The organism is Ruegeria sp. G12, from assembly GCF_056533565.1.
The window spans coordinates 43,883-67,733 of sequence record NZ_JBQFOO010000013.1; the positions used below are offsets into that span (position 1 = coordinate 43,883).

Sequence of the window (23,851 nt, forward strand, 5' to 3'; positions counted from 1 at the left end):
TCTGCAATGCCGGGGGCAGCATGAAAGATCACTCCGACGGCGCGGCAAACATATCGCGAGTGGTCCCCAAAGCCGTATTCCCCATGCTGTACCAGAAGGACCGCCCAAGCAGCGGCAGGGGCAAAAATCCGCCCCACCACCGGTTAGAAATCTGCATCAACAATGCGATCAACTTGCCCGCATTGTGCGCCCATCAGGATCAGTTCGGGTGCAATTCCCAACCCCCAAACTTCGCTGTCCGGTGAATCTTGACATGGGCATGGTGCTTCCGCCTACTGCGCTTGAATGTTTGTTGGGAACACGGTCATGGCTGGCCAAGGTTCGTCGTTTACGATTGATGACTGACCCCTTATTGCAAAGGGAGCAATTTTATGAAGTGCGTTATTCTGGCTGGTGGTTTCGGAACCAGGCTCAGCGAAGAAACCGTTAGAATACCAAAACCCATGGTCGAGATCGGCGAGCGGCCCATCCTCTGGCACATCATGAAGATATATGCGGCCCATGGAATTACCGATTTCATCGTCTGCCTGGGTTACAAAGGCTATGTAATTAAAGAATATTTTGCGAATTTCTTTCTGCACAATTCGGATGTGACGGTCGATCTGGCCAATGGCAAGCTTGAGATTGCAAACAGCAAATCGGAACCGTGGCGGGTGACGCTGGTGGACACCGGCGAAGACAGCCAGACCGGCGGGCGGCTGAACCGGGTCATGCACCTGCTTCAGGATGAAGAGGCCTTTTGCATGACCTACGGGGACGGGGTCGGGAATGTCGACATCAGTGCGCTGGTTGCGTTTCACAAAAACCACGGCAAACGCGCGACGCTGACGGCGGTTGTGCCGCCGGGGCGTTTTGGCGCGCTGGAACTGGCCGGTGACCAGATCGAACGTTTTGCCGAAAAGCCGGGCGGCGACGGCGGCTTTATCAATGGCGGGTTCTTCGTGCTGCACCCCTCGGTCGGTGAACTGCTGCATGGGGATCTGGAAATCTGGGAGCGCGATCCGCTGGAAAAACTGGCCGCCGAGGGCGACCTGATGGCTTTCCGCCATCACGGCTTCTGGCAGCCGATGGACACGCTGCGGGATAGGCGTCAGTTGGAAGAACGCTGGCAGGAAGGCAATGCTCCATGGAAGGTCTGGGAATGACGCTGGGTTCCGCTCCGAAAATTATCCTGCTTGGCAATCTGGGCTATATTGGCCCGGTGGTGGCCGCGACCTTGCGAAAATCCTATCCCAACGCCAATCTGATCGGCCTTGATCCCGGGTTTTTCTCGGACCGGCTGACCACGCATGACGCCTGGCCCGAACGGGTTCTGAACCAGCAGATCATTGCCGATATTCGTGACATCGACGCCTCGCTGTTCCAAGGGGCGGACGCGGTTGTTGCGCTGGCGGCCATCTCGAACGATCCGATGGGTGCGCGGTTCGAAACCGTCACCACCGAGATCAATCAGGACGCCATTGTCCAGGCAGCGCATCTGGCCGCCGAGGCGGGAGTGTCGCGCTTTGTGTTCGCCTCCAGCTGTTCGGTCTATGGCTTTGCCGAGGGCGACGCCCGGTCCGAGGATGCGCCCCTGAACCCGCTGACCGCCTATGCCCGCAGCAAGATCGGAACCGAGCGCGCGCTGGCGGCCATGGACACGCCGGGGATGCTGCGCACCGCGCTGCGTTTCGCCACCGCTTGCGGGCCGTCGCCCCGGTTGCGGCTTGATCTGGTGCTGAACGACTTTGCCGCCTGCGCCACCACCGCCGGCAAGATCACCGTACTGAGCGATGGCAGCCCGTGGCGGCCGCTGATCGATGTACGCGACATGGCGCGGGCCATCGACTGGGCCATTACCCGAACCGAGGAAGCCGGTGGCCAATGGCTGGCGGTCAATGCCGGGTCGGACGTATGGAATTACCAGATCCGCGATCTGGCGCAGGCCGTGGCCGACGCTGTCCCCGGGGCCAGCTATTCGATCAATCCCGACGCCTCGCCCGACAACCGGTCTTATAAGGTCGACTTTTCGCTCTACAGCCAACTGGCCCCCGAACATCAGCCGGTTCAGACGCTTGAAGGCACCATCCGGGACCTGCTGCAATTGCTGAACGATATCGGTTTTGGCGATGCCGACTTCCGGTCCTCGCCACTGATGCGGCTGAAAGCGCTCGAAGAACATATCCGCAATGGCACGCTGAGCGAGGATCTGCGCTGGAGGATGCCGCAATGACACACCCCGTTTGCCGGAGCTGTGGCGCGACCCTGACCCAGACATTGGTCGATCTGGGGCTTTCGCCGCTGGCCAACTCTTATGTTCCGCCCGAACGCGCGAATACAGCCTGTCCGCGCTATCCGCTACACGCCTGGGTCTGCAACGACTGCTATCTGGTTCAGGTCGAAGATGCGGTACCGGCGGATGAGATATTCAATGCGGATTACGCCTATTTCTCAAGCTATTCGGACAGCTGGCTGGCCCATGCCAAGGCTTATGTCGAGAAAATGGTCGCCCGGCTTGATCTGGGGCCGGATGATCTGGTGATCGAGATCGCCTCGAATGACGGATATCTGCTGCAGTATTTCGTCGAACAGGGCATCCCGGTGCTGGGGATCGAGCCTTCGGGCAGCGTGGCGGCGGCGGCCGAAGAAAAAGGCGTGCGCACGCTGGTCGACTACTTTGGCGAGGCGCTGGCACAAAAGGTTGCAGCGGCCGAAAAACCCCCGTCGCTGATCGCCTCGGCCAATGTTCTGGCGCATGTGCCCGATATCAATGATTTCGTTGCCGGGATCGCCACGCTGCTGACGGGTGATGCGGTCTATACGGTCGAATTCCCGCACCTTCTGAACCTGATCAACGAAGTGCAGTTCGACACGATCTATCACGAGCATTATTCCTATCTGTCGCTGCTGGCGGTCGAGAAGATCTTTGCCAAAGCGGGTCTGCGCGTGTTCGACGTCGAAGAATTGCCCACCCATGGCGGTTCGCTACGGGTGTTTGCCTGCCTTGAAGGAGCCAGCCATTCCGAAGGACCCGGTCTGGCCAAAGTCCGCGCCGACGAGGCTGCGGCGCAGTTTGACCGGCCTGAAGGCTACATGAATTTCACCGGTCAGGTCGAAGCGCTGCGCGACGGGCTGCTTGCCTTCCTGCGCGAGGCCAAAGCCCGGGGGGATACCATCGCCGCCTATGGTGCCGCAGCCAAGGGCAACACGTTGCTGAACTATGCCGGGATCGGACCCGATCTGATTTCCTACTGCGTCGACCGTAACCCCGCCAAGCAGAACACCCTGCTGCCCGGCAGCCATATCCCCGTGCACGGGGTCGAGGCGCTGCGCGAGGCACCTCCCAACTACGTGCTGATCCTGCCCTGGAACATTCGGGACGAGGTCACGGACCAACTGGCCGACCTAAAAGACCATGGCACCCGGTTTGCCACCGCCGTGCCCGAGGTCCGGATCAGCTGATGGCACGGGTCCTGCTGACCGGCGCAACCGGCCTGATCGGACGCGCGACGGCCTCGGCTCTGACCAAAGCGGGGCATGAGGTGATCACGCTGGGCCGGAACCCGACCAGCGATATCCCCTGCGATCTTCTGGACCCCGATGCGACGACCAAGGCCCTTGAAACAGCCCGCGCCAGCCATCTGGTTCATCTGGCCTGGCATGACGGGCCGCGCGACCGCTGGGTTTCCCCGGCCAATCTGGACTGGATGGCGGCTACGCTGCATCTGGTTCAGGGCTTCGCACGCGCAGGCGGCCAGCGTGCGGTCTGCGCCGGAAGCTGCGCCGAATATGACTGGTCTGTACCGGAGCTGACCGAAACCAGCCCCTTGCAGCCCCGCACTCTGTACGGGGCGGCCAAGGCCGGGACCGGTCTGGCGCTGTGCAAGGCGCAGGACGCGCTTGGCCTGTCGCTGGTCTGGGCGCGCATCTTTTTTGTCTACGGGCCGGGGGAGCCACCGGGGCGGTTGTTTGGCGATCTGATCTCGAACCTCCGGGCGGGTCAGCCGGTGGACTGTACCGACGGGTTGCAGGAGCGGGATTTCCTGCATGTGGACGATCTGGCCCGCGCACTGCTCTGCCTGCTGGAAACCGATGTGACCGGCGCGGTCAATGTGGCCAGCGGCACCACAATCCCGGTGCGGGACCTGATCGCAGAGGTCGCACACCAGATGCATCACCCCGATCTGATCCGGCTGGGCGCAATCACCCGCGCACCGGACGACCCGGACCGGCTGGCCGCAGACGTGACCCGGCTGCGGGACGAGGCCGAATTTGTGCCGCAGCATGATATTGTTTCGGGGGTGGCCCAGGTTCTTGGGACCAAAAAGGAACCGGCATGAAACGCGCACCTGTTCTTCGCAAGCAGTCCTTTATGCTTTTCGCCCTGGTCGGCGTGGTGAATACCGCTTTTGGCTTTGCGCTTTTCAGCGTTCTGAACCTTGCGGGCCTGCCGCCGCAGGTGGCCCTGATCCTGGCCTTCATTGTCGGCATAATGTGGAATTTCATGACCCACGCCCGGCTTGTCTTCGACACCAAAGGGTTCGGAAGACTGCCGCTTTACCTGCTGTCCTACGGGGTGGTTTACATATTCAACGCCCTCTCGCTGGAGGGGCTGCTGATCGCAGGCCTGCCACCGATCGTCGCACAAGGGCTGGTGGTCCTGCCGGCTGCTGTTCTGGCCTTTGTACTTGTTTCAAAGGCGCTCACCGACCGCTTTCCCTGGCAGCCCGAAACCTGACAGGCCGCTGTCTACTCGGTATCTCCCAGATAGATAACCTCGCGCCCGGGGAAGGCCTCAATCACGGCCGCGTTCTGCTCGGCCCCCAGATCGCGCAGGAAAATCGGCTTGTCGGGCGGCAGAAACGGATCGTTGAGGTAAAGCGCGGACCCGATATTGCGTTGCGAGGACACAAACACCAGCGCGTTGCCAATATCGTCGGCCTGCGCCATTCGTCTGATATCGCCGGAATAGTTGCCGTAATCCTGATATTTCGAAACACCGCGCCATGTGGTGAAGCTGACGACCGAGACCGCGCATAACAACAGCACAACACCACCCAGACGGCCGTGGTATTTTTCCGGCAGGCGGCGGCGAACCTCTTCAATCCCGGCCCCGGCCAGAACCAGCGCCGGCAGGGCTGCCGTGTACCAGTATCGCGGACCGATATAGAACCCGCCGATAAACCAGTAAAAGAACAGTGCGCCGATGATGGTCATGAAAACCACAAGCATCGCCCAGTCGAACTTTGTCAGGCTGTTGCGCCAGAGCAAGGCGACCCAGATCGGTATGAGGGACCCGAAAACCCAGCCCAGAAGCTCCATATTGAGCGCCGCAAACCCGTGCAGCATGTTGATCAGCCCTTCCAGCGGGCTGTGACCGGGCCACATGTCGAGCGCACCAAAGTTTTTCGCGGGCGGCCCGACGGTTGGGCCGAACCCAAAGGCATTGCCGGTTTCCCCCCAGATGCGGACAAAGTAATCCGCCTGCGGCGTCAGCAAAATCTGCCCGGTGAAGGCATAGTTGAACAGCAGGAAGGCTGACCCGGACAGCACCCCGCCCACGGCATAGGTCGCAACCTGCCCGAACCCGGTGGGCAGGCGACGCAGCAGCCACAGGCCCGCCAAGCCTCCTACGATCACCCCGTCGAGCGGTCGGATTACAAAAACCCAGCCCAGGGCCAAACCGGCGACAAAGGTCAACGCAACACTGCGCAGCGTTGATCCCGACCCTGCCCGCAGCAGGCACCACAGGCCAACAAGAATCATGAAGACGGTCGCCGAATGCGCCATCAAAGACGCGCCCACGGCCAGAACCCATGGTGAGGTCGCCATCAGCAGAGCCACCAGATCGGCACGCTCCTGACTGACGGTGCGCCGCAGGATGTCATGGGTCAGCCAGACCGAGGCCCCGGTCAGCAGCGGGTTGATCAGCCAAGGTGCCCCGATGAGCACGCCGATGGACAGGATCGCAGACCAGCCCGGCGCAAAGACCGAAAGCCACCGGTCATCCCGGATATCGAGCAGGAAATATTCCAACGCAGGCTGGGCGGCCTCGGGTGGGGCCGGGCTCCACAATGCACCACTGGCAAAGATGCGGGCCTGGAAAAGATAGCACAGCTCATCCTCCACATGCGGCACGCGGTCAAAGGCTGTCCAGGCGAGTACGGCACTGGCAAGGGTCGCAAAAAGGGCCAGACCGGACACCGGCAGGCGCGGGGCCTGATCGGGGCCAGAGACGGTGAAGACCGCAATCAGCGTGGCGATCTGCACAAGGGACAAAACGCCCCCGACACCGATCTGCAGCCCGAAGGCGGTGTAGTAGCCATAGTTGATGTAAGGCGTGGCCGATACGCTGAAAGCCGCGATCAGCACCACCAGCAGGGTCAGGCGCAATCCCCCTGCCTGCGCGAACAGGCCACGTATTGCGGCCCGACCGGCAGGCCGCATCAGGACGAAAAACGCCAGCCCCGCCTGCGCGGCCAGTATCGCCAGCATGATCAGGTTTTCAGGCGGGTCTGCCGAAATTTCGAGCCTGGGAAACCAAAGCGGCTGCGTCAGCCACAATCTGGCCGCGCTGCCCAAAAGCACCGCCGCGCCCAAAAGGCCAAACAGCACTTGCCCGCGAGACCAGAACACGGCCAGCAAAAGCACCGATGCCGCAGCCATCGCGGCAAACCAGATACGCATCTCGGCCAGCGTGGCATTCGTGACCGCAGCATCCGCAGCCCAGACCGGCCCGGCGCATGCCAAAAGGGCCAGCGCAGCACCCCACCACCGCAGTGGAATCAGACATGTCTTCATGCCAGATGCTCGTCTTTGATCAGTGCTGGATCCCGGGCGGGGCCTTCGATATTTATACGTTCCTGTTCGGTGACAATCGGGCCGCCTCGGACCTGATTGTGGATCGAAGTGATATATTCCCCGAGCATGCCGATAAACAGCATCTGAATCCCCGACAGGAAAAACAGCGCCACGATGATGGTCGTGGTCCCGCGCGGGGCCTGATCGGGATTGATGAAATACAGCAGCACGGAAATCAGGGAAAACAGGATACAGCTTGTGGCGATCACCAGGCCGCTGAGCGTGCAGAACCGCATCGGTGCGCGCGTGAATGAGAAAATGGCATTCAGCGCCTGATCGGTCAGCGCCATCAGGCTGTGTTTGGACAGGCCTTTTTTCCGCGCCTTCCAGACATAAGGAAGGATGATCCTGCGAAACCCGCAGCTTGCGATGATGCCGCGGATATAGGGATAATGATCCTTATGGGACAGCACCGCAGTCAGAACCTTGCGGTCGATCAGTTGAAACTCTCCAACCGAAGGCTCCAACCAAACATCAGACAAGCCGTTGATTATGTTGTAAAATACCCCGCGTGCGCTGCGCATCAGGAAGCCTTCTTCACGCGTGCTGCGCGCACCGGCCACCACGTCATACCCGCTTTCCCAAAGCTCGACGAATTCGGGGATCATCTCGGGCGGGTCCTGCAGATCGACCGGCAGCATGACGACGATACCGTCGCCGGTTGCATAGCGCAGCCCGTTGAACGTGGACCGGAACACCCCGAAATTACGGGCATTCACCACGATCTTCACATCCTGATCTTTTTCGGCAATGTCCCGCAGAATTTCCACGGTTCTATCGCTCGAGGCATTGTCGATGAAAATATGTTCCCGCCTGTACCCAGGCAAATCCTTGTCGAAAATCGCTTTAACGGTCTCGTAGCAATCCGCCACGTTGTTTTCTTCGTTAAAGCACGGCGAGACAACAGAAATGGTTTTCATATCATATCTTTGCTTAACAACTACAAACACCGGTTACCCACCGCCGGTTCGGTCACGCTTATACCATCCTGCGCCCTTGCAGATTCGCGCAACAGGCAATCGGCGGGAATGTTTTAAAATGCAGTGTGCTTGCCGCCACAGACCCGGTCTAATTCCCCGGGCATGGCACCGGATACAGCCTGCGTTCTTGCGTCCTTCTTTTCGACCCAATTAATTGCATTACTATCACCCGAATCCATTGGCCGATTGTGTTCACATGACTCGTAAAATCCGTAACCAGTTATTCCGGCTTCACACCTGGATTGGGTTATATCTTTCCGTCTTTTTCACCTTCATGTTTCTGACAGGCACATTGCTTGTGGCCGGGTTCGAGCTTGAATCCATAGGCAGGCCCGCGATCTGGACCTCTGCCACAGAGGAAGAACGTACAGCCAGCTTTGGCGATATCTACGAAGGGATCAAAGCCGCCCACCCCGAAGGCGATGCTTTCGTGATCCTCAAACGTCCCGCGCCGTGGTTTGTGGACCGCACGTTCGGACGTTCGGGATGGGGCGAACGCGTCAGCTATTGGACGGACCCCACCACCGGGGCCGTCGTCTATGAGACAGGCGATCCCGGGTTCGCCAGCATTCTTGCGGGCCTTCACGATACGTTTCTGACCGACAACAGAATCGTGTTCATTCTTTTTAGCGCGACGTCGATCCTGCTGCTGTTTCAGATGGTCAGCGGGTTGATCACCTACCGGCGGTTCTGGAAAGGGTTTTTCAGATGGCCCAGCAGCGCGGGCGGGATCAGATCATGGGCCGGGGGGGCCCATCGGCTGACGGCCTTGTGGACATTGCCGCTGGTTCTTGTGATTGCCATCACCAGTTTTTACTTCCTGCTGGGTGGTTTGGGGATCGAAGGGGAAAAGCTGAAATTCCCACCCCCCGCCCCGCGCGAAACCGCCCTGCCCGAAGGGTTTGACGGGGCCTTTATCGACCGGGCCGAAGCCAATGCGCGCGCCGCCCTGCCCGGCCTTGAGCCGAACATCCTGGTCATTCCCGGCGGCAAGGGTGGCGCTTTGAAATTCGGTGGCCCGCATCCGGATTTTTCCCAGCTTCTCGGCGGCAGCACCGTCGCCGTGGACCCGCTGACGCTTGAGGTTCTTGGCGTCCACACACCCGCTGACCTAAAGGGGCTGGGCACATTGGAGCTGTTGATGGAACTGCTGCATTACGGGCTCTGGGGCGGCGCGTTTTCAATGGCGCTCTGGATTGTGCTGGGGCTTGTGGCCACGGGTCTGGCCTTTACCGGCTCGCTGATCTACGCGGCCCGTCTGGCCCCTGCGGCCCCGGCGCAGGGGTCTTTCAGGCGCATCTGGCGCGGGATGGGCGTTCTGCGCTGGATTTATCCGCTGCTCCTGCTGGGCATGCTTTCCGTCATATATTGGCGTGTGAATCCGGATGCCTATATACCGTCGCGCGTGAACCCGGTTGATGCCAAAGGCGCGGTGGCACAGCTGATCCTGCATCAACCGCTAAGGCGCGATACCCCGATCGAAATCGAGCTGCAAATTGGTGCTGCGGATGTCGACACGGCCCTGATCGAGGTCAACGGCGCTGCAGCCCAGCCGGTCGATCTGACCCAGGACGGAGATAAAGCTCTGGGCCGTTTCGGATTTGATCCGCTGGAGGCGGGAAATGAGGTCATCGCTTACCTGAAGAAACAGGGGGGCGACGAACAGAAGGTCACGTTCCGAATGGGCAGCCCCATCTGGTGAAATTACACCCGGGCGGCCAGCGCCTTGAGCACAGCGAACCTGTCCCGCATCGTCATGAAGGCGAGGCATGTGTAAATCACCACACCTGTCGCGATGCCCACGGCCAGACGCACAATGTTTGCCTGATCGCCCAAAAGCGCCAGACATCCCGCAACACCCGCCGCCATGATCCCCGCCGAGATCAGGGGCAAAGCATGCAGCGACGCCAGCCCAACCGCAGGCTGCCCCGAGATCGCGGCCAGATTGGCGAATTTGAACGGCCACATGAACAGAAAGACGGCGATAAAGGCGGCTGTCACAACCGGCACCCCGTAGGGGGCGGCGACCGTGATCGCAATGGCGGCCAACACCACCTCGATCCACGACAGCACCGCCAGCCTGCCGGGCTGACCTGACGCCAGGCAGAATGTCTGCTGCACCCTCTCAGTACAGAGATACATTCCGAAAACCGACATCAGGCTCAGAACCGGGGCTGCCGGAATCCACTTCTGGCCAAACAGCAGGACCAGCACCGGCTCCGACAGAACCGCCAATCCGGCAAAGGCCGGAAAGGTCACGAACCCGGTCAGGCGCATGACATCCAAAAGCATCTCGGACGCCTTGCCGCCTCCGCGCGTCACCGCCGCAAATGCGGGCTGCGAGACCATGCGCAACGGCGTGATGGTCAGGAACGAGGCCGTTTCCACAACCCGCCAGGCTATCGCATAATACCCGGCTGAGACCGGACCCAGCATCGCACCGATCAGAACCGCAGGGGACTGCACCGCCACCAGTTCGGCCGCGCGCAGCCCGATGATGCGGTGGCTGAAATGCAGAACCTGCCGGATCTGATGCCCCGAGACGTGGAAACTGGGCCGCCACGATACGGCCCCCCAGGCCATCACGATATTGGTGGCGGTCATCGCCACCCGCTGGCCGACCAGGCTCCAGACCCCATAGCCCGCAAGGGCCATTCCGATCCCGACCACCCCGCCAACGATGGCCCCAAGCACCGCACGCAGGGCGAGAACGCGAAACCGCATCTCGCGCCGCAACAGCGCCACCGGCACCGCCGTGAGCGAGATCATCAGCACCGTTGGCGACAACCCGATCAGCAATTGCCCGGCAATCGGCTCGTCATAAAACCCCGAGACCGGCCCCGAACCCAGAATAATAAGCGCGGTCAGGCCAACCCCCAGAAGCGCCAACAGCCAAAAGACCGAGTTCAGCCGTTCAGGCGTCAGCGTGTCATGGGTCAGCAAAATCTCGGATATGGTTTCGCGGACCAGAAATTCGGAAAACAGGACAAAGGCAGCGGCCATTGCCACCAGGCCAAAGGCCTCGGCCCCAAGCAGTCGCGCAAGAATGGCAATGATTATGAAATTGAATGCCTGCTCGGCCCAGACGCCAACGGACATCCATGCAACGCCGCTGGTGAAACGCCGCCCCCGTGACATCAAAATCCTTCCCACTGCCCTACTGCCAAACGAAACCGCCGGCATTCTGGGGTGTAGCGTATCGGTTTAGAGACAACGCTGTCGAGACGCCTGCCAATGTCCCGGTCACGCGCCTGCGCTGTAACTCAGAGCAGTCTGGTGAATCCGGGATCAAACCGGCGCTTAGGCCCTGATAAGAGCCAATTTGGAAACATTCGCTTTGCGGCATACAGGGCCCCAGACGACCAAACATTCCGGAAAACCTTGTGTTGCGCTGCCGCACAGGCGCAGAGACAGTTGAAAGCATTGAAATACAAGGCAGGATGACAGTTTGTGGGCGACGCTTACAACAGGACGCCGGAAAGATCGAATTTGGTCAAAATTATTGTCTATATTCAGCCTGTCTGTGTTTGAATACTATGGGCGGCGGAAGGAATTAGGCCCGTCGCCACAGACGCCGTGCGGACAAAGCCGGGCAGAATACATATTAAGTACGTAAAGGGTTTCCATTTTCATGAACAAGGTTGCCGAGCAGATTACCCCGGACAACTCCACAACCGGTGCGCCGGACACATCAGGCATGAGCCTGAGTGTGGTCATCCCCGCCTATAACGAAGAAAACGCCGTCCGTGGCACCGTCGAGGACGTGCGCACCCATCTGGAACCGCTGGGCATTCCCTACGAGATCATCGTGGTCGACGATGCCAGCCAGGACAACACCCGCACCGAGGCCGAGGCCAGCGGTGCGACCGTGACCTTCAACGACGTCAACTCCGGCTATGGGGCCAGCCTCAAGCGTGGGGTGCGGATGGCGCAGTATGAATATGTGGCCATTCTGGATGCCGACAGCACCTATCCCGCGCGTTACCTGCCCGGCATGCTGGCCATGTGCCGCGATCAGGACATGGTCGTCGGCGACCGGGGTGCGGCGATGAAAAACGTGCCGCTGCTTCGCAGGCCGGCCAAGAAATTCCTGTTCGCCTTTGCCTCGTTCCTGGCCGAGCGCAAGATCAACGATCTGAACTCGGGCCTGCGGGTGTTCCGCAAATCCGAGTTGGTCCCGTTCCTGCCGCTGTTGCCGCAGAACTTTTCGTTCACCACCACGATCACGCTGTGCATGACCTCGAACGGCAAGCGGATGATCTATACGCCGATCGAATACGGTAAGCGGGTGGGCAAGTCGAAAATCAGACCCATCGATTTCCTGAACTTCATCATCCTGATCCTGCGCATCAGCACGCTGTTCAACCCACTGCGGGTGTTCATCCCGCTGGGTCTGGCGTTTTTCACATTAGGCACGGTGAAATTCATTATCGACATGTTCTACTGGAACCTCAGCGAAACGGCGGTGTTCTCGTTCCTGGCGGCGATCATGATCTGGTCGCTGGGGCTGATCGCCGACATGATCTCGCGGCTGCATCTCAGACCGTGAGGTGAGCGGTATGCTTTCCGATCCAAGCCAACGGCGGTGGCTGATCCGGGTGGCCGGGTCAGTTCTGGTGCTGGCGGTCCTGTTCTGGATTCTGCCCGCTGACGCCATCGTGGCCGCGCTGAAGGCGATCCCGATCTGGGTTTTTGCCTGCGTGCTGATCCTGTTCCTGCTGGCCCATGTGGGCGCGGCGCTGAAATGGTGGTTGCTGCTGGGACGTGGGTTTGCCGCCCCGCTGGCCATCCGAGCGCATTTTGCAGGGCTAGCCGCCAATCTGTGCCTGCCGGGGGCAATCGGAGGTGACACGGTGCGCGCCGGTCTGGCGCAAGCCACGATGAAAGACGGAGCGCAGGTCGTTGCGGGTGCCACGGTTGACCGGCTGATCGATATGGTGGCGCTGCTGACGCTCTCCTGTCTGGGTCTGGTGCTGACATGGGAAAGTGCGGCAGGCGGGCATGCGATCTGGCCTGTCGCGCTGATCCTGCTGGCGGCGCTGGCGGGCATGGTCGCGCTACCGCGCCTGCTGCCCCTGCCCTGGCGCTACATCCCGTCGCTGCCCGGCAAAGGATTTGCCCATCGTCTGGCCGATGCGCTGGCCGGGATGGGGCGCAAACCCGGCACGCTGGCCGTGGCCTTCATCGCCTCGGTCCTGATCCAGCTGGTGCTGGTCCTGCTGGCCTGGTGGCTGGCCATTGCGGCGGGTGTCGATGTGGTGGCTGGCCCGTGGATATTCGCCTGGCCGCTGGCCAAGATCATCGCCGTGCTGCCGGTATCCCTGAACGGGCTGGGCCTGCGCGAGGCGACGCTGGCCAGCTTTCTGGCCCCCTTCGGTGCCAGCGCGCCCGCAGTCGTGGCTGCCGGGCTGGTCTGGCAGGTTGTGTTGTTTACAGCGGGCGGGTTAGGCGCGCTGGTTCTGACCATGTCCGGGATGCGGTTCAGCGCCCCGGCAAGTTCCCAAAAGGAAGAGTGCAAGTGACGGATGTTTCCCGACCCAACGGCGGTGACACGCCTGAAATCATTATCCTCGGTGCCGGACCGGCTGGTCTGGCCGCCGCCCATGCCCTGACCGGGCAGGCCAAGGTGACCGTGATCGAACGTGCGTCCATCGCGGGCGGCAACTCGGCCTCGTTCCCGGTCGAAGGGGTGATCTGCGACTATGGCTCGCACCGGTTTCACCCGGCGGCAGAGCCCGAGGTACTGGCCGATGTGAAATCCCTGCTGGGCGACGATCTGCTGCTGCGTCCGCGCCACGGGCGCATCCGGTTGGGCGGCAAGTGGATACACTTCCCGCTGAAACTGACCGACGCGCTGATGCGCCTGCCCAAGCCCTTTGCCGCATCGCTGATCGGGGACATGGCGTTGAAACCCTTCCGCAAAAAAAGCGCGGGCCCCGAGACATTCTCGACCGTGCTTTATGACGGGCTGGGGCCGACGATTTCGGACAATTTCTACTTCCCCTATGTACGCAAGCTGTGGGGGCTGGATCCGGACAAGCTGGCGGTGAAACTGGCCGAGCGCCGGGTCGGCAGCGGCTCGGTCGGCAAGATCCTGATGAAGATGCTGCGCCTGTTGCCGGGGCTGCGCAGCGAAACCGCGGGTCGGTTCTTCTATCCGCGCAAGGGGTTCGGGCAAATCTCGGACGCGATGCGGAACAGTGCGGAAAGCAACGGGGCCGAGTTCCTGTTCAACACCGAAATCACCGCCATCGAGCGGGACGGCAATCGCATCACCGGGCTGACGATCCGCGACGGCGAAGACGAACGGCACCTGACCGGTGATCTGATCCTGTCGACCATCCCGCTGACCGGGCTGACGCGCCTGATCAGCGACCCTCCGGCAGAGGTGGTCGAGGCCGCCCGTGCCATCCGCTTCCGGGGTATGATCCTGCTGTATCTGGTGCTGGAAACCGACCAGTTCACCGAGTTCGATGCGCATTACTTCCCGGAACTGTCGATCCCGATCAGCCGCATGTCCGAGCCCAAGAACTATAATGCCAGCGGCGAACCAAAGGGCGTCACCGTGCTGTGCGCCGAACTGCCCTGCGATCCGGACGAAAAATGGTGGTCCATGTCCGACGAGGAGCTGGGGCAGGAATTCACCAAATGGCTGGGGCAACTGGGCCTGCCCGTCACCGTGCCGGTGCGCCGCTGCGAAACCCGGCGGCTAAGCCATGCCTATCCGGTTTACGATGTGGGCTATGAAGAGCGGTTCGATACCGTGGATCAGTGGCTCTCAGATCTGGACGGATTGCTCGTATTTGGACGGCAGGGCTTGTTTGCCCATGACAATACGCACCACGCCTTTGCGATGGCCTATGGCGCGGCGGATTGCATCGATGGCAAGGGCAATGTGGATCGCGCGAAGTGGAACAAGTATCGCGAGGTCTTTGCCACCCATGTGGTGGAAGACTGACCCATGCCCGCCTGGCAGGCCGATATCCTGATGTATCATTCGATCTCGGATGCGCCGGGGCCGACCTCGATTGCACCTGAGGTGTTCAAGGCGCAGATGCAGGCGCTGGCGGAGTCGGGCCTGCCAGTGGTGACACCGGATGCGCTGGCCAACCCGCCTGCCCCCCGTGTAGTCATCATCAGCTTTGATGACGGGTTCGCAGATTTCGACGACACCGCCTGGCCGATCCTGCGCGATCATGGCTTTTGCCCGATCGTCTACCTGCCCTCGGGCCTGATGGGCGGCAGTGACAGCTGGGCCGGGGGCAACATCCCCGCCCGCCCGCTGATGGGCTGGGACCGGGTCGAGGCGCTGGCCGGTGAAGGTGTTCAGTTTGGCGCACACAGCATCAGCCATGCCGACCTGTCCTCGCTGGACCTCGAGACGCTGGAGGAGGAAGTGACCGGATCAGGCCAGGACATCACCGCCCGGCTGGGCCAGCCCGTCCGGCATTTCGCCCCGCCTTATGGCGCGTCAAACCACCGGGTGCTCAGGCAGATTGCGCAGCATTATGATACCTCGGTCGGCACACGGCTGGGCGTGGCCGGTCCGCAGGATGACATCTACGACCTGCCCCGGCTCGAAATGTTTTATTTCAACGACCTCGCCCGCTGGAAGGCGCATCTGGCCGGGCGCGGCGGCCCCTATCTTGCGGCACGCAAAATGCTGCGCGGGGTGCGCGCGATGGTGCGGGGAAAATCATGGTAGGCACATCGGACTCTACCCTTGGCTATGGCCGGGGCGTCTGTGAAATTAGTTCTTATAAAGTGACTGGTACAAACACATGCATATTCTGATTACCGGCGGGGCCGGGTTCATAGGGTCCCATCTGACGGAACGGCTGATTGCCGAAGGGCATCGGGTCACGATCCTTGATGATCTGTCGACCGGGCTGATGTCCAATCTGGCCTCTGTCGCGGACCACCCCGCGTTCACCTTTGTCAAAGGCAGTATTCTGGATCGGGGGCTGGTCGCCGATCTGGTCGCCCCGGCGGATGTGGTGTTTCATCTGGCCGCCGCCGTGGGCGTCAAGCTGATCATGGATGAACCCAGCCGGTCCATCCTGACCAATGTGGCAGGCACCGAGAATGTGCTGGACGCGGCGCTGGTCAACAAAACGCACACCTTCATCGCCTCAAGTTCCGAGGTCTATGGCAAAAGCACCAATTTCCCGTTTCAGGAAGAGGGCGACCTGACCATAGGCGCCACCCGCAACCTGCGCTGGTCCTATGCCTGCGCCAAGACGCTGGACGAATTTCTGGCGTTGGCCCATGCGCGTGAATCCAACCTGCCGGTTACGGTTCTGCGCTTCTTCAACACCACCGGCCCGCGCCAGACCGGACGGTACGGCATGGTGCTGCCGAATTTCGTGAAATCCGCGCTGGAAGGTGCACCGTTGATGGTCCACGGCACCGGCGAGCAATCGCGCTGCTTCGGCCATGTGGCTGATGTGGTCGAAGCCATGTGCCGCCTGATGACCCTGCCGGAAGCACGCGGTGACGTGTTCAATGTCGGCACCGATCAAGAGGTCACGATCCGGCAACTGGCCGAACAGGTGATCCGCACAACCGGGTCCAGTTCTGAAATCCAATGCGTGCCCTATGACACGGTTTACCCCGAAGGGTTCGAGGATATGCAGCGCCGCTTGCCCGATGTCTCGAAACTGGAACGCGTCACCGGGTTCCGCCCGATGCGTTCTCTGCAGCAGATCATCGACGACATTGTCGCCGAGATGAAGCGCCCGGTTTCCGCGTGATCGGCGGGGTCCTGTGACTGATCTGGTCATCGGATCGGGGCCGTCGGGCGTATCCGTGGCCACAGCGCTTCTGAACCGGGGCCGTCAGGTTCTGATGTTGGACGGGGGTCGCAGACTGGAGACCCCGGCGCAGGAACGGCGTGAGCAACTGGCCGCTTTTGGCCCCGACAGCTGGACCGATGGTGATGTACAGGGCTGGCAAGCCCCGCAATTCGAAACGCCGCCGGGACAGGTGCGCCGGTTCGGGTCGGATTTCGCGATGGTGCCGGGGGACGAAACACTAACGTCGCCGGATCGGATCGGGCTGCGCGCTTCGCACGCGGCTGGCGGGCTGTCCAACCTCTGGGGCTCGGCGGTTCTGCCCAACCGCGCCGCCGACATCACCGACTGGCCCCTGACGACCGAGGATCTGGCCCCGCATTACCGCAGCGTCGCACAGTTTCTTCCGATCAGCGGGCGGCAGGACGCCTTGCAGGACCTGTTCCCCGCCCTGTCAATGCAGGACCGGGTGCCGCTGACCCCGTCGGCACAGGCACAGCAAATGTTGCAGCGTCTGGAGCAGCAGAAAACCGACCTGTCGGAACTTGGCGCCCATGTCGGGCAGGCCCGTCTGGCTGTTGAGCCCGACTGCCAATATTGCGGTCAGTGCCTGCATGGCTGCCCATGGGGCTATATCTACTCCGCCCGAAAAACGCTGGACGAATTGCGCCACCACGCAGCCTTTCGATACCGCACCGGCCTTGCCCGCCGGTTCGAGGAACATCCCGACCACGTCACGGTAACGCTGGAGGATGGCGAGACTCTGCAAGCGACACGCATCTTTGTGGCCGCAGGCGTTCTGGAAACGGCGCGTCTGCTTCTGACATCCTCGCCTGACCCGTCCGCCGGTCTGCAATTGCAGGACAGCCAGCATTTCTTTCTGCCCAGCCTGCACCGCTGGCGCACACCGCGCCGCCCGGATCGCAGGCCCTATCACACCCTGCCGCAGATTTTCATCGAGCTGGACGCGCCCGACGTCTCACCCCATCTGGTCCATGCGCAGGTCTATACCTGGAACGAGTTCTACGCCCATGACCTGATCAGCAGCTACGGCGCGAAACTGCCCGGATCGGCCCCGTTGTGGCGCATGCTGGCGCGGCGGCTGATCGTGGCACAGGCATTTCTGCATTCGGCCCATTCCGCCCGGATCAACCTGACGCTGGCCTCAGATGGGCGGCTTGTCCCGACCGTGCAGAGTAATGACGAAACCGAACAAGTCATGGCCCGCGCCACGGCACGCATGGCGCAGGCCTTGAAACTGGCAGGGCTTACACCGCTCAGCTTCGCCCGCCGTCCGGGCGATGTGGGGTCCAGCTTTCACGTGGGCGGCTCGGTCCCCATGGCCCAAGCGCCCGGTGCGGGACAATCCGATATTCTGGGGCGGCCCAAAGGGTTGTCGCGGGTGCATCTGGTCGATGCCTCAAGCCTGCCCAGCATTCCGGCCACAACCATCACCTTTTCGGTCATGGCCAATGCCCATCGGATTGGAACGCTGGTCCCTTAATCCAGTTCCCGGACAAGACGAAAGACATGGCCATAGCCACGATTGTAGTGATGCGGCCCGACACGAAACCCGGATCGGCTCTGCCAGTCCTGTGAATACGATCCTCCACCCCGCATGGCCCGGAATTCACATTCGTCCAGCACATAGGCAGAGCCGTCGATCTTCACGGGATCATGATAAGATTCATAACAATCCTCGACCCATTCGAAACCGTTGCCGTGCATGTCATAAAGCCCGAAATCATTGGGCGGATGCAGGCCCACCGGTGCCATCGTGCGCTCGGGCCAGATGGTAGAGCAATTGATGCAGACGGCGTTGTCCTTCCCGACCTCATTACCCCATGGAAACCGCGTCACAGACCCGGCCCGGGCGGCGTATTCCCATTCCGCATCCGTTGGCAATCGGTAGGTGTGCCCTGTCTTGGCGCTCAGATAGGCGGCGTAAGCCTTTGCATCGCTCCATTCGGTCGGCGTCATGGGCTGGTCGTCGCGATAGCCCGGCTCCACCTCGGGAAAATATGGCTCGCGCCCGGTGATCGCAAACCAGTCGGGATCTTCCTGCGCCTGTTTCCATTGCCCATACGTGATCTCATAGCGGGAAAAGGCCAACGGGCGCGGGGTACGCGCCAGACGCCTTGGACCTTCCCGGTTGGCATGTTTCAGCTGTTTCCGAAGGGGGCGGTAAATAAACAGATGCGCATAGCGCCCCTTTTCAAAGAGCGGAGAGCCAAGCAGGAAATAGCCTGCCGGGACCTCGATCAGTTCGGGACATTCCGCGCAATCCCGGAAAACACGGCCCGGTGTGATCAGATGATATCCGGGCTGGCGCAAGGGCAGCACCTGAGCCGTTACAAAAAGCGCGGCCCTTTGCAGACGTGACAGATCGGGTTCGGGCAGGTGTTCATGGTCTTCTGTCGCGCGCATGGTGAACTCGAGATCCCGCAGCGCCGTGTTCGCGGTTACGACCAGCAGAAGGAATACGATCAGCATCACAAAAACCACCAACAGCCCGGACAACAAAAGCCGGAATGGCCACAGCACCCATCGGGCAACCCGCCCGAGAAACGAGCTTGTCGGCCTTTTGTCAGAGCTCATTGGAGCGCCCGTTCTGATCTGGCAGGGGCGGCCCCACGCTCAAACGCTCCGGCCTCCAGTGCTTTGGCCAACGCGTGGTCGCCCTTGTCATGCGCCGCGCGGGCCAGCGCGGCCCCATAGGCTTCGAGCACCGAGGTCTCGTGCCAGATGTCCAGAAACGCGTCGCGCGCAGCTGTCCCCTGCCCTTCGCGTCGATCGGGCTGATGTTGCAGATCGCGCATTGCGGCGATCAGGTCATCCTCGGTTTCAAACAGCGACCCGCCGCCTGCGCGTTCGACGATTTCGGGGAAGGGTCCCAGCCGCCGGGCGATGACCGGCGTGCCCAGCCGGAAGCTTTCGATCAGGATGATGCCGAAAGTCTCATAACACACGGACGGTACGATCAGCCCGATGGCACCGCGGTAATAGGCGTTGAGTTCCTCAAGCGTTTTGCGGCCCAGAAACTTGATCCGGTCATTGCCCGCAGCCTGTTGTTTCAACTCATCCGCATAATCCCCGTCCCCAAGGATCAGCAGATCGGCATCGGGATAGCGGTCAAAGGCCGGAAACACGTCCTGCAGCCCTTTGATCTTTTCCAGCCGTCCGACGAACAGGAAATAGGGGCGGTCGTGCGCCGCCGGTTCCGGCAGGGCGCTCTGATCCAGATCGGGCAGGAAATAGGGCAGCACCTGCATGTCCTGCCGCAGGCCGAATTCGCGATGCTTGGCGCGGCTGAATTCGCTTTTGGCGATGATCAGATCCATGTGATCCAGCGCCCGGTCCAGCGCCCCGGTATAGCGCCACAGCTGCGGCGGACGCTTATAGTTCAGCACACAGCGCAAGCATTGGCGGTCGTCGCACAGCTCGCGCCCGTGCCGCCACAGAACATGGGTCGGACAGACCAGCCAGTGCTCATGCGCCTCATAGACCTTCAGCCCCTCGCCCATCGGCAACAGGCCCGGCCCGCCGATCAGAGAGGTGTTGTTGTGCCAGATGATATCCGGCTGCCGTTCGTCCAGAATCTGACGAATACGGCCCGCATGCACCACCGGGCGGCCAAGCTGTTGGGTCAGCAGGTTCGACATCATACCGCTGCGGCTGCGCAGGCCGATCCGCCGCACGCCGTCGGGGTCACCCTCGGGCTGGGGTTTGCCGCCGAGGATCAGATAGCTGTCCTCGTCATGCACCACCGTCACGTCATGCCCCCGCGCCACCAGCGCGCGGGCCATGCGCTGAATGCCCACGGCATCGCCACCAAAGGAATAGGGCGGGTAAAATGTGGTGAACATCAAAATGCGCAAAGACTGCATGCGGATCGTACCGGGCTACTAATAACTGTCCGGTATGAAACACGATCCCCGCGACAATCGAAAGACACAAGCTATGCGGGCCGCCGGTTCGCCCCCGGTGTTGCGGACATGCTGCAAACGGATGCGGGTTGCGGCAGGCCGTGATCACGGCATGGGCAAACAAGGCACGCATGGTATGATCGGAGCATAGTTCAGAGATTTGGCCCGAACCCGCTTCAGATGCAGACCGATCCCCCCTCAGACCCTCTTCACGTTGTCGAAATGGGCACCCAGTTCGGGATGGGCGGCATCACCCGGCATATCCTTGGGCTGAGCGACTGGCTGCAGGCGCGCAATCACCGCATCACGCTGGCGGGCACTGCCGATATCTGGGGCGGCCCTGACCAACAGCCGGATTTCCTGGACCTGCCCACCCGTTATGTCGCGGGCGATGGTGGCAGCATCATCAACCGGCTGCGTCATACGGCAAGTGCCGCCTGGCGGTTGCGGCGCTGGCTGGCGGACAATCCCGCCGATCTGATCCATTGCCATGAATCCGCCCCCGCCCTGGTCGCCAATCTGGCCCGCACCGGACGGCGCATTCCGGTGGCCGTCACCTATCACGGGTCGGAACCCGAACGCATTGCCGCCTTTGGCCGGATTGCCGCGAAATGCGATCTGGTGATCACGCCCAGCCACCGCTCTGCCGAAGACCTGGCCACCATCGGGAACGTGCCCCGCAACAAGCTGAAGGTGATCGGTCTGGGCGTCTCACCCCCCCCTGACGACAGCGCCGAGGAGATTGCCGCGCTACGGGCCGAACTGCTTGGGAATGGCGACCGGCTGATTGTCACGCTGGCCCGCCTGCTGCCGCAAAAGGGGATCGACATCCTGATCGACTGCGTCGCACGGATGAAAGAGACCCATCCCGGCTATCGCTTCGTGGTCGCCGGAGACGGGCCGGATGAGGCGCAATTGCACGCGCTGGCGCGGGACAAGGGGCTTGGCGACCACCTGCAGTTCATTGGCCGCACCGACAAGCCAATCCGCCTGCTGCGGGCCGCCGACCTGTTCCTGCTGACCTCACGGTGGGAGGCCCTGCCCTTCACCATTGCCGAGGCGTTTCAGGCCGGAACCCCGGCCGTGGCCACCGCCTGTTCCGGCGTGGTGGAACTGATCGACGACAGCGTCGGCGCGGTTGTGCCCATCGGCGATATCGATGCGATTTGCGCAGCGGTTGCGGATGTTCTGTCAGATGAAGGACGCCGGCAAACACTGGCCGAGAACGCTCTGAAACGCAGCCGCGAGGATCGGTTCGACCCGGATTGGGTGCATCGCCAGTTCGAAAATACCTATTACGATCTGGCGGGCCGGCAGAGGTGACGGCCCCTTAGGGACGTTTGGTGATGTAGCCCCAGACCTCACCCAGGGTCCACGCCGTGGACAGCAGCATGACGTAAGGAAGCGCTTTGAGATAGCGCATGCCCCGCCCCTTGCTGGCCTGCAGCTTATAGTGACGCACCCAGAGCAGCGGCGGGATCAGCGGACCGGCCAGGATCAGCATCAGGCGCTTTGCGTTGCTTTGATTGCGCACCCGGATTTCACCAAACAGGCGGCCCCAGTCGAACCGTTCCGGCAGCAATTCCCGGAAGGTTGCCTTGGGGCGATGGTGATGCACGACCACCTCGTTCGACAGCCACAGCTGTTCCCCCTGTTCGATCAGATACCAGTGCACGATCGGCTCGTGATAGCGGTCTTTCCACAGGTGCTGCGTTTCATCCAGCGCCTTGCGGCTATAGGTCAGGTTCACGTCCGAGACCCAATCCGCCGGGCCGGTCTCGAATGGACGCCCATAGCGGCCGAAATCGGTGACGTAGAAGGCCCAGTTCAGCGGGCTGACCGGCTCCATGCATTCGATCGCGCCGCCGATCACGTTCTTGCCGGTCTCTGCATAAAGCCGCACGATGGTGCGCGCCCAGTCGGATTGCGGCAGGCCGCGGTCTTCGAGAATACCGATGATGTCGCCCGTGGCCGCAGCCAAACCTGCCGAGCGGCGGCGGTCATAAAGCTCGTGCTTGCCCGCCTCGGACGTGATCGGGCGGATCGGCTCGATCACGCCAAGGTCCAGAAACCGCACCTCGGGATAGTCATCGGCATATTGGGCAACATCGGCGACGCTGGCGTCGTAGGGGATGATCACATCCAGCGGCGGCGGGTCGTCGAAACTGCGCACCGCTTCAAGGAAATCCCGCACATAGCTACCGCCTTGCACGATGGTCAGAACGATGGAAAGGGTCGGATCGCTGCTCATCAGATTTTCATGTCCCCAAGATTTTCCAGAATGACCGGCTGGCCGCTGCGCGTGCTTTCCGGCACCGCCGCCGCAACCTCGACCGCGCGCAGGCCCGCATGGCCATCGGCGCAGTTCAGGCCGGTTTCACCACGGGTCAGCCGGATGAAATCGGCCAGTTCTTCACCAAAGGATTGGATTGCGGTCGATTTCCAGGATTTCAGTTTCTCGCGCACCATGATTTCCGGATAGAACTTGCGCACTTTCTTGGGCGCGCCACCCGGCTTGTCCATGGTGATGACAAGGTTCTGCATTGGCGCATAAGCCCCGCGCACCATGCCGCGCGATCCATAGACCTCGATCACGCTTTGATAGCCTTTCCAGTCGTTCCAGCAGGCCTGATAGATCGCCGGAATGCCATCGGGGTTCTTGAAGATCGCCACCGCGTTGTCCTCGGACCCCGGCACGTTCCAGACTGTGTTGGTGGCCACGCCGTAGACGCTGGTGATCTCACCCAGAATGAAGCGCGCCATGTCGGTCATGTGGATGCCCACATCCCATAAGGCACCGCCGCCCGAGAATTCAGCCTGATATTCCCAGTCATGGGTGAAATGGCCCAACCCGTCATGGCCGCCATAGACGCGGACATGGTCGATCTCTCCGATTTCGCCCGATTTCGCGACCTCTTTCACATGCGCGAAGGACGGGTAGTAGCGCATGTTGAACCCGGCCCCCAGGGCCTTACCCGCCTTTTTCGCCGCATCAACGATCCGCCTTGCGCCTTCAACCGTCGGGGCCAGCGGCTTTTCGGTCAGCACATGCAGACCTTCCTCGAAGGCGCGCACGCATAGCGGTTCGCGCACATGGGCGGGGGTCGAGATCACCACCGCATCCATCGGTGTGGCAAAGAACCGGTCGAGATCGGTAAAGGCCGGGGCTCCGTCGGCCACGGCCACAGCCCGGTGAAATTCCAGATCCAGAGCCACCGCCAATTCGGCGTCAGGCGACTCGTGAATGTTTTGAACCCGCATCTGGCCGATCTTTCCGGCCGCCCCGATCACACCGATCTTCATAAAATTCCTC

General features: G+C 61.5%; 20 protein-coding genes. 13 read left to right on the forward strand and 7 right to left on the reverse strand.

Annotated elements, in window-relative coordinates:
• Positions 1-371: 371 nt before the first annotated feature.
• Genes rfbF through ACR0JN_RS21500 form a run of 5 tightly spaced genes read left to right on the forward strand, consistent with a single transcriptional unit; the run spans position 372 to position 4,717 of the window.
• On the forward strand, positions 372-1,145 hold the full coding sequence (gene rfbF / locus ACR0JN_RS21480; protein WP_480888530.1) for a glucose-1-phosphate cytidylyltransferase: 774 nt from the start codon (positions 372-374) through the stop codon (positions 1,143-1,145).
• Positions 1,127-2,212 carry an NAD-dependent epimerase/dehydratase family protein gene (locus tag ACR0JN_RS21485; protein WP_480888531.1) on the forward strand — a complete coding sequence of 362 codons (1,086 nt, stop codon included), beginning with the start codon at positions 1,127-1,129 and terminating at the stop codon, positions 2,210-2,212. The genes rfbF and ACR0JN_RS21485 overlap by 19 nt, the downstream gene beginning before the upstream one ends.
• Positions 2,209-3,441 (forward strand): methyltransferase domain-containing protein, encoded by a 1,233-nt coding sequence (locus tag ACR0JN_RS21490; protein WP_480888532.1) that lies wholly within the window; start codon positions 2,209-2,211, stop codon positions 3,439-3,441. The genes ACR0JN_RS21485 and ACR0JN_RS21490 overlap by 4 nt, the downstream gene beginning before the upstream one ends.
• Entirely contained in the window at positions 3,441-4,319 is an 879-nt protein-coding gene (locus ACR0JN_RS21495; protein WP_480888533.1) for an NAD-dependent epimerase/dehydratase family protein, read from the forward strand. The genes ACR0JN_RS21490 and ACR0JN_RS21495 overlap by 1 nt, the downstream gene beginning before the upstream one ends.
• A 32-nt stretch (positions 4,320-4,351) precedes the next feature.
• Positions 4,352-4,717, forward strand: a complete 366-nt coding sequence (locus ACR0JN_RS21500) for a GtrA family protein (protein WP_480888534.1) — start codon at positions 4,352-4,354, stop codon at positions 4,715-4,717.
• Positions 4,718-4,728: 11 nt separating this feature from the next.
• On the opposite strand, the gene ACR0JN_RS21505 is transcribed toward ACR0JN_RS21500, so the two are convergent.
• Both ACR0JN_RS21505 and ACR0JN_RS21510 read right to left on the reverse strand, forming a co-directional pair.
• The gene (locus ACR0JN_RS21505) at positions 4,729-6,780 is read right to left on the reverse strand and encodes a hypothetical protein (RefSeq protein ID WP_480888535.1); all 2,052 of its coding nucleotides are present in this window, start codon (positions 6,778-6,780) and stop codon (positions 4,729-4,731) included.
• A complete protein-coding gene (locus ACR0JN_RS21510; RefSeq protein WP_480888536.1) occupies positions 6,777-7,760 on the reverse strand; it encodes a glycosyltransferase in 984 nt (327 codons plus the stop codon). The genes ACR0JN_RS21505 and ACR0JN_RS21510 overlap by 4 nt, the downstream gene beginning before the upstream one ends.
• Positions 7,761-8,016: 256 nt before the next feature.
• Between ACR0JN_RS21510 and ACR0JN_RS21515 the strand changes: the two genes are divergently transcribed.
• Positions 8,017-9,522 carry a PepSY-associated TM helix domain-containing protein gene (locus tag ACR0JN_RS21515; RefSeq protein ID WP_480888537.1) on the forward strand — a complete coding sequence of 502 codons (1,506 nt, stop codon included), beginning with the start codon at positions 8,017-8,019 and terminating at the stop codon, positions 9,520-9,522.
• A gap of 2 nt (positions 9,523-9,524) precedes the next feature.
• Here the strand turns inward: ACR0JN_RS21515 and ACR0JN_RS21520 are convergent, their stop codons facing one another.
• Positions 9,525-10,958, reverse strand: coding sequence for a lipopolysaccharide biosynthesis protein (locus ACR0JN_RS21520; protein WP_480888538.1), 1,434 nt, complete (start codon positions 10,956-10,958; stop codon positions 9,525-9,527).
• A gap of 493 nt (positions 10,959-11,451) precedes the next feature.
• Here ACR0JN_RS21520 and ACR0JN_RS21525 point away from each other — a divergent pair, with 493 nt between their 5' ends.
• The 6 genes from ACR0JN_RS21525 to ACR0JN_RS21550 all read left to right on the forward strand — a co-directional run bounded on the left by ACR0JN_RS21525 (position 11,452) and on the right by ACR0JN_RS21550 (position 18,116).
• Positions 11,452-12,369: a glycosyltransferase family 2 protein gene (locus ACR0JN_RS21525; RefSeq protein ID WP_480888539.1), complete on the forward strand. Its 918-nt coding sequence runs from the start codon at positions 11,452-11,454 to the stop codon at positions 12,367-12,369.
• Between the two features lie 10 nt (positions 12,370-12,379).
• Positions 12,380-13,342, forward strand: a complete 963-nt coding sequence (locus tag ACR0JN_RS21530; RefSeq protein WP_480888540.1) for a lysylphosphatidylglycerol synthase transmembrane domain-containing protein — start codon at positions 12,380-12,382, stop codon at positions 13,340-13,342.
• Positions 13,339-14,778, forward strand: coding sequence for a protoporphyrinogen/coproporphyrinogen oxidase (locus tag ACR0JN_RS21535; RefSeq protein ID WP_480888541.1), 1,440 nt, complete (start codon positions 13,339-13,341; stop codon positions 14,776-14,778). The genes ACR0JN_RS21530 and ACR0JN_RS21535 overlap by 4 nt, the downstream gene beginning before the upstream one ends.
• 3 nt (positions 14,779-14,781) lie before the next feature.
• A complete protein-coding gene (locus ACR0JN_RS21540) occupies positions 14,782-15,525 on the forward strand; it encodes a polysaccharide deacetylase family protein (protein ID WP_480888542.1) in 744 nt (247 codons plus the stop codon).
• 76 nt (positions 15,526-15,601) lie between these two features.
• Complete coding sequence (locus tag ACR0JN_RS21545) at positions 15,602-16,573, forward strand: NAD-dependent epimerase/dehydratase family protein (RefSeq protein ID WP_480888543.1); 972 nt, start codon at positions 15,602-15,604, stop codon at positions 16,571-16,573.
• Between the two features lie 13 nt (positions 16,574-16,586).
• Positions 16,587-18,116: a GMC oxidoreductase gene (locus ACR0JN_RS21550; protein WP_480888544.1), complete on the forward strand. Its 1,530-nt coding sequence runs from the start codon at positions 16,587-16,589 to the stop codon at positions 18,114-18,116.
• On the opposite strand, the gene ACR0JN_RS21555 is transcribed toward ACR0JN_RS21550, so the two are convergent.
• Complete coding sequence (locus ACR0JN_RS21555) at positions 18,113-19,210, reverse strand: formylglycine-generating enzyme family protein (RefSeq protein ID WP_480888545.1); 1,098 nt, start codon at positions 19,208-19,210, stop codon at positions 18,113-18,115. The two genes, ACR0JN_RS21550 and ACR0JN_RS21555, sit on opposite strands and share 4 nt — an antisense overlap.
• Positions 19,207-20,478, reverse strand: a complete 1,272-nt coding sequence (locus ACR0JN_RS21560) for a glycosyltransferase family 4 protein (protein WP_480888546.1) — start codon at positions 20,476-20,478, stop codon at positions 19,207-19,209. Before ACR0JN_RS21560 ends, ACR0JN_RS21555 begins: the two co-directional genes overlap by 4 nt.
• Positions 20,479-20,718: 240 nt before the next feature.
• On the opposite strand from ACR0JN_RS21560, the gene ACR0JN_RS21565 reads away from it, so the two are divergent.
• Positions 20,719-21,861 (forward strand): glycosyltransferase family 4 protein, encoded by a 1,143-nt coding sequence (locus ACR0JN_RS21565; protein WP_480888547.1) that lies wholly within the window; start codon positions 20,719-20,721, stop codon positions 21,859-21,861.
• Positions 21,862-21,868: 7 nt separating this feature from the next.
• On the opposite strand, the gene ACR0JN_RS21570 is transcribed toward ACR0JN_RS21565, so the two are convergent.
• On the reverse strand, positions 21,869-22,789 hold the full coding sequence (locus ACR0JN_RS21570; protein ID WP_480888548.1) for a glycosyltransferase family 2 protein: 921 nt from the start codon (positions 22,787-22,789) through the stop codon (positions 21,869-21,871).
• Positions 22,789-23,841: a Gfo/Idh/MocA family protein gene (locus ACR0JN_RS21575; RefSeq protein ID WP_480888549.1), complete on the reverse strand. Its 1,053-nt coding sequence runs from the start codon at positions 23,839-23,841 to the stop codon at positions 22,789-22,791. Before ACR0JN_RS21575 ends, ACR0JN_RS21570 begins: the two co-directional genes overlap by 1 nt.
• Positions 23,842-23,851 lie beyond the last annotated feature (10 nt).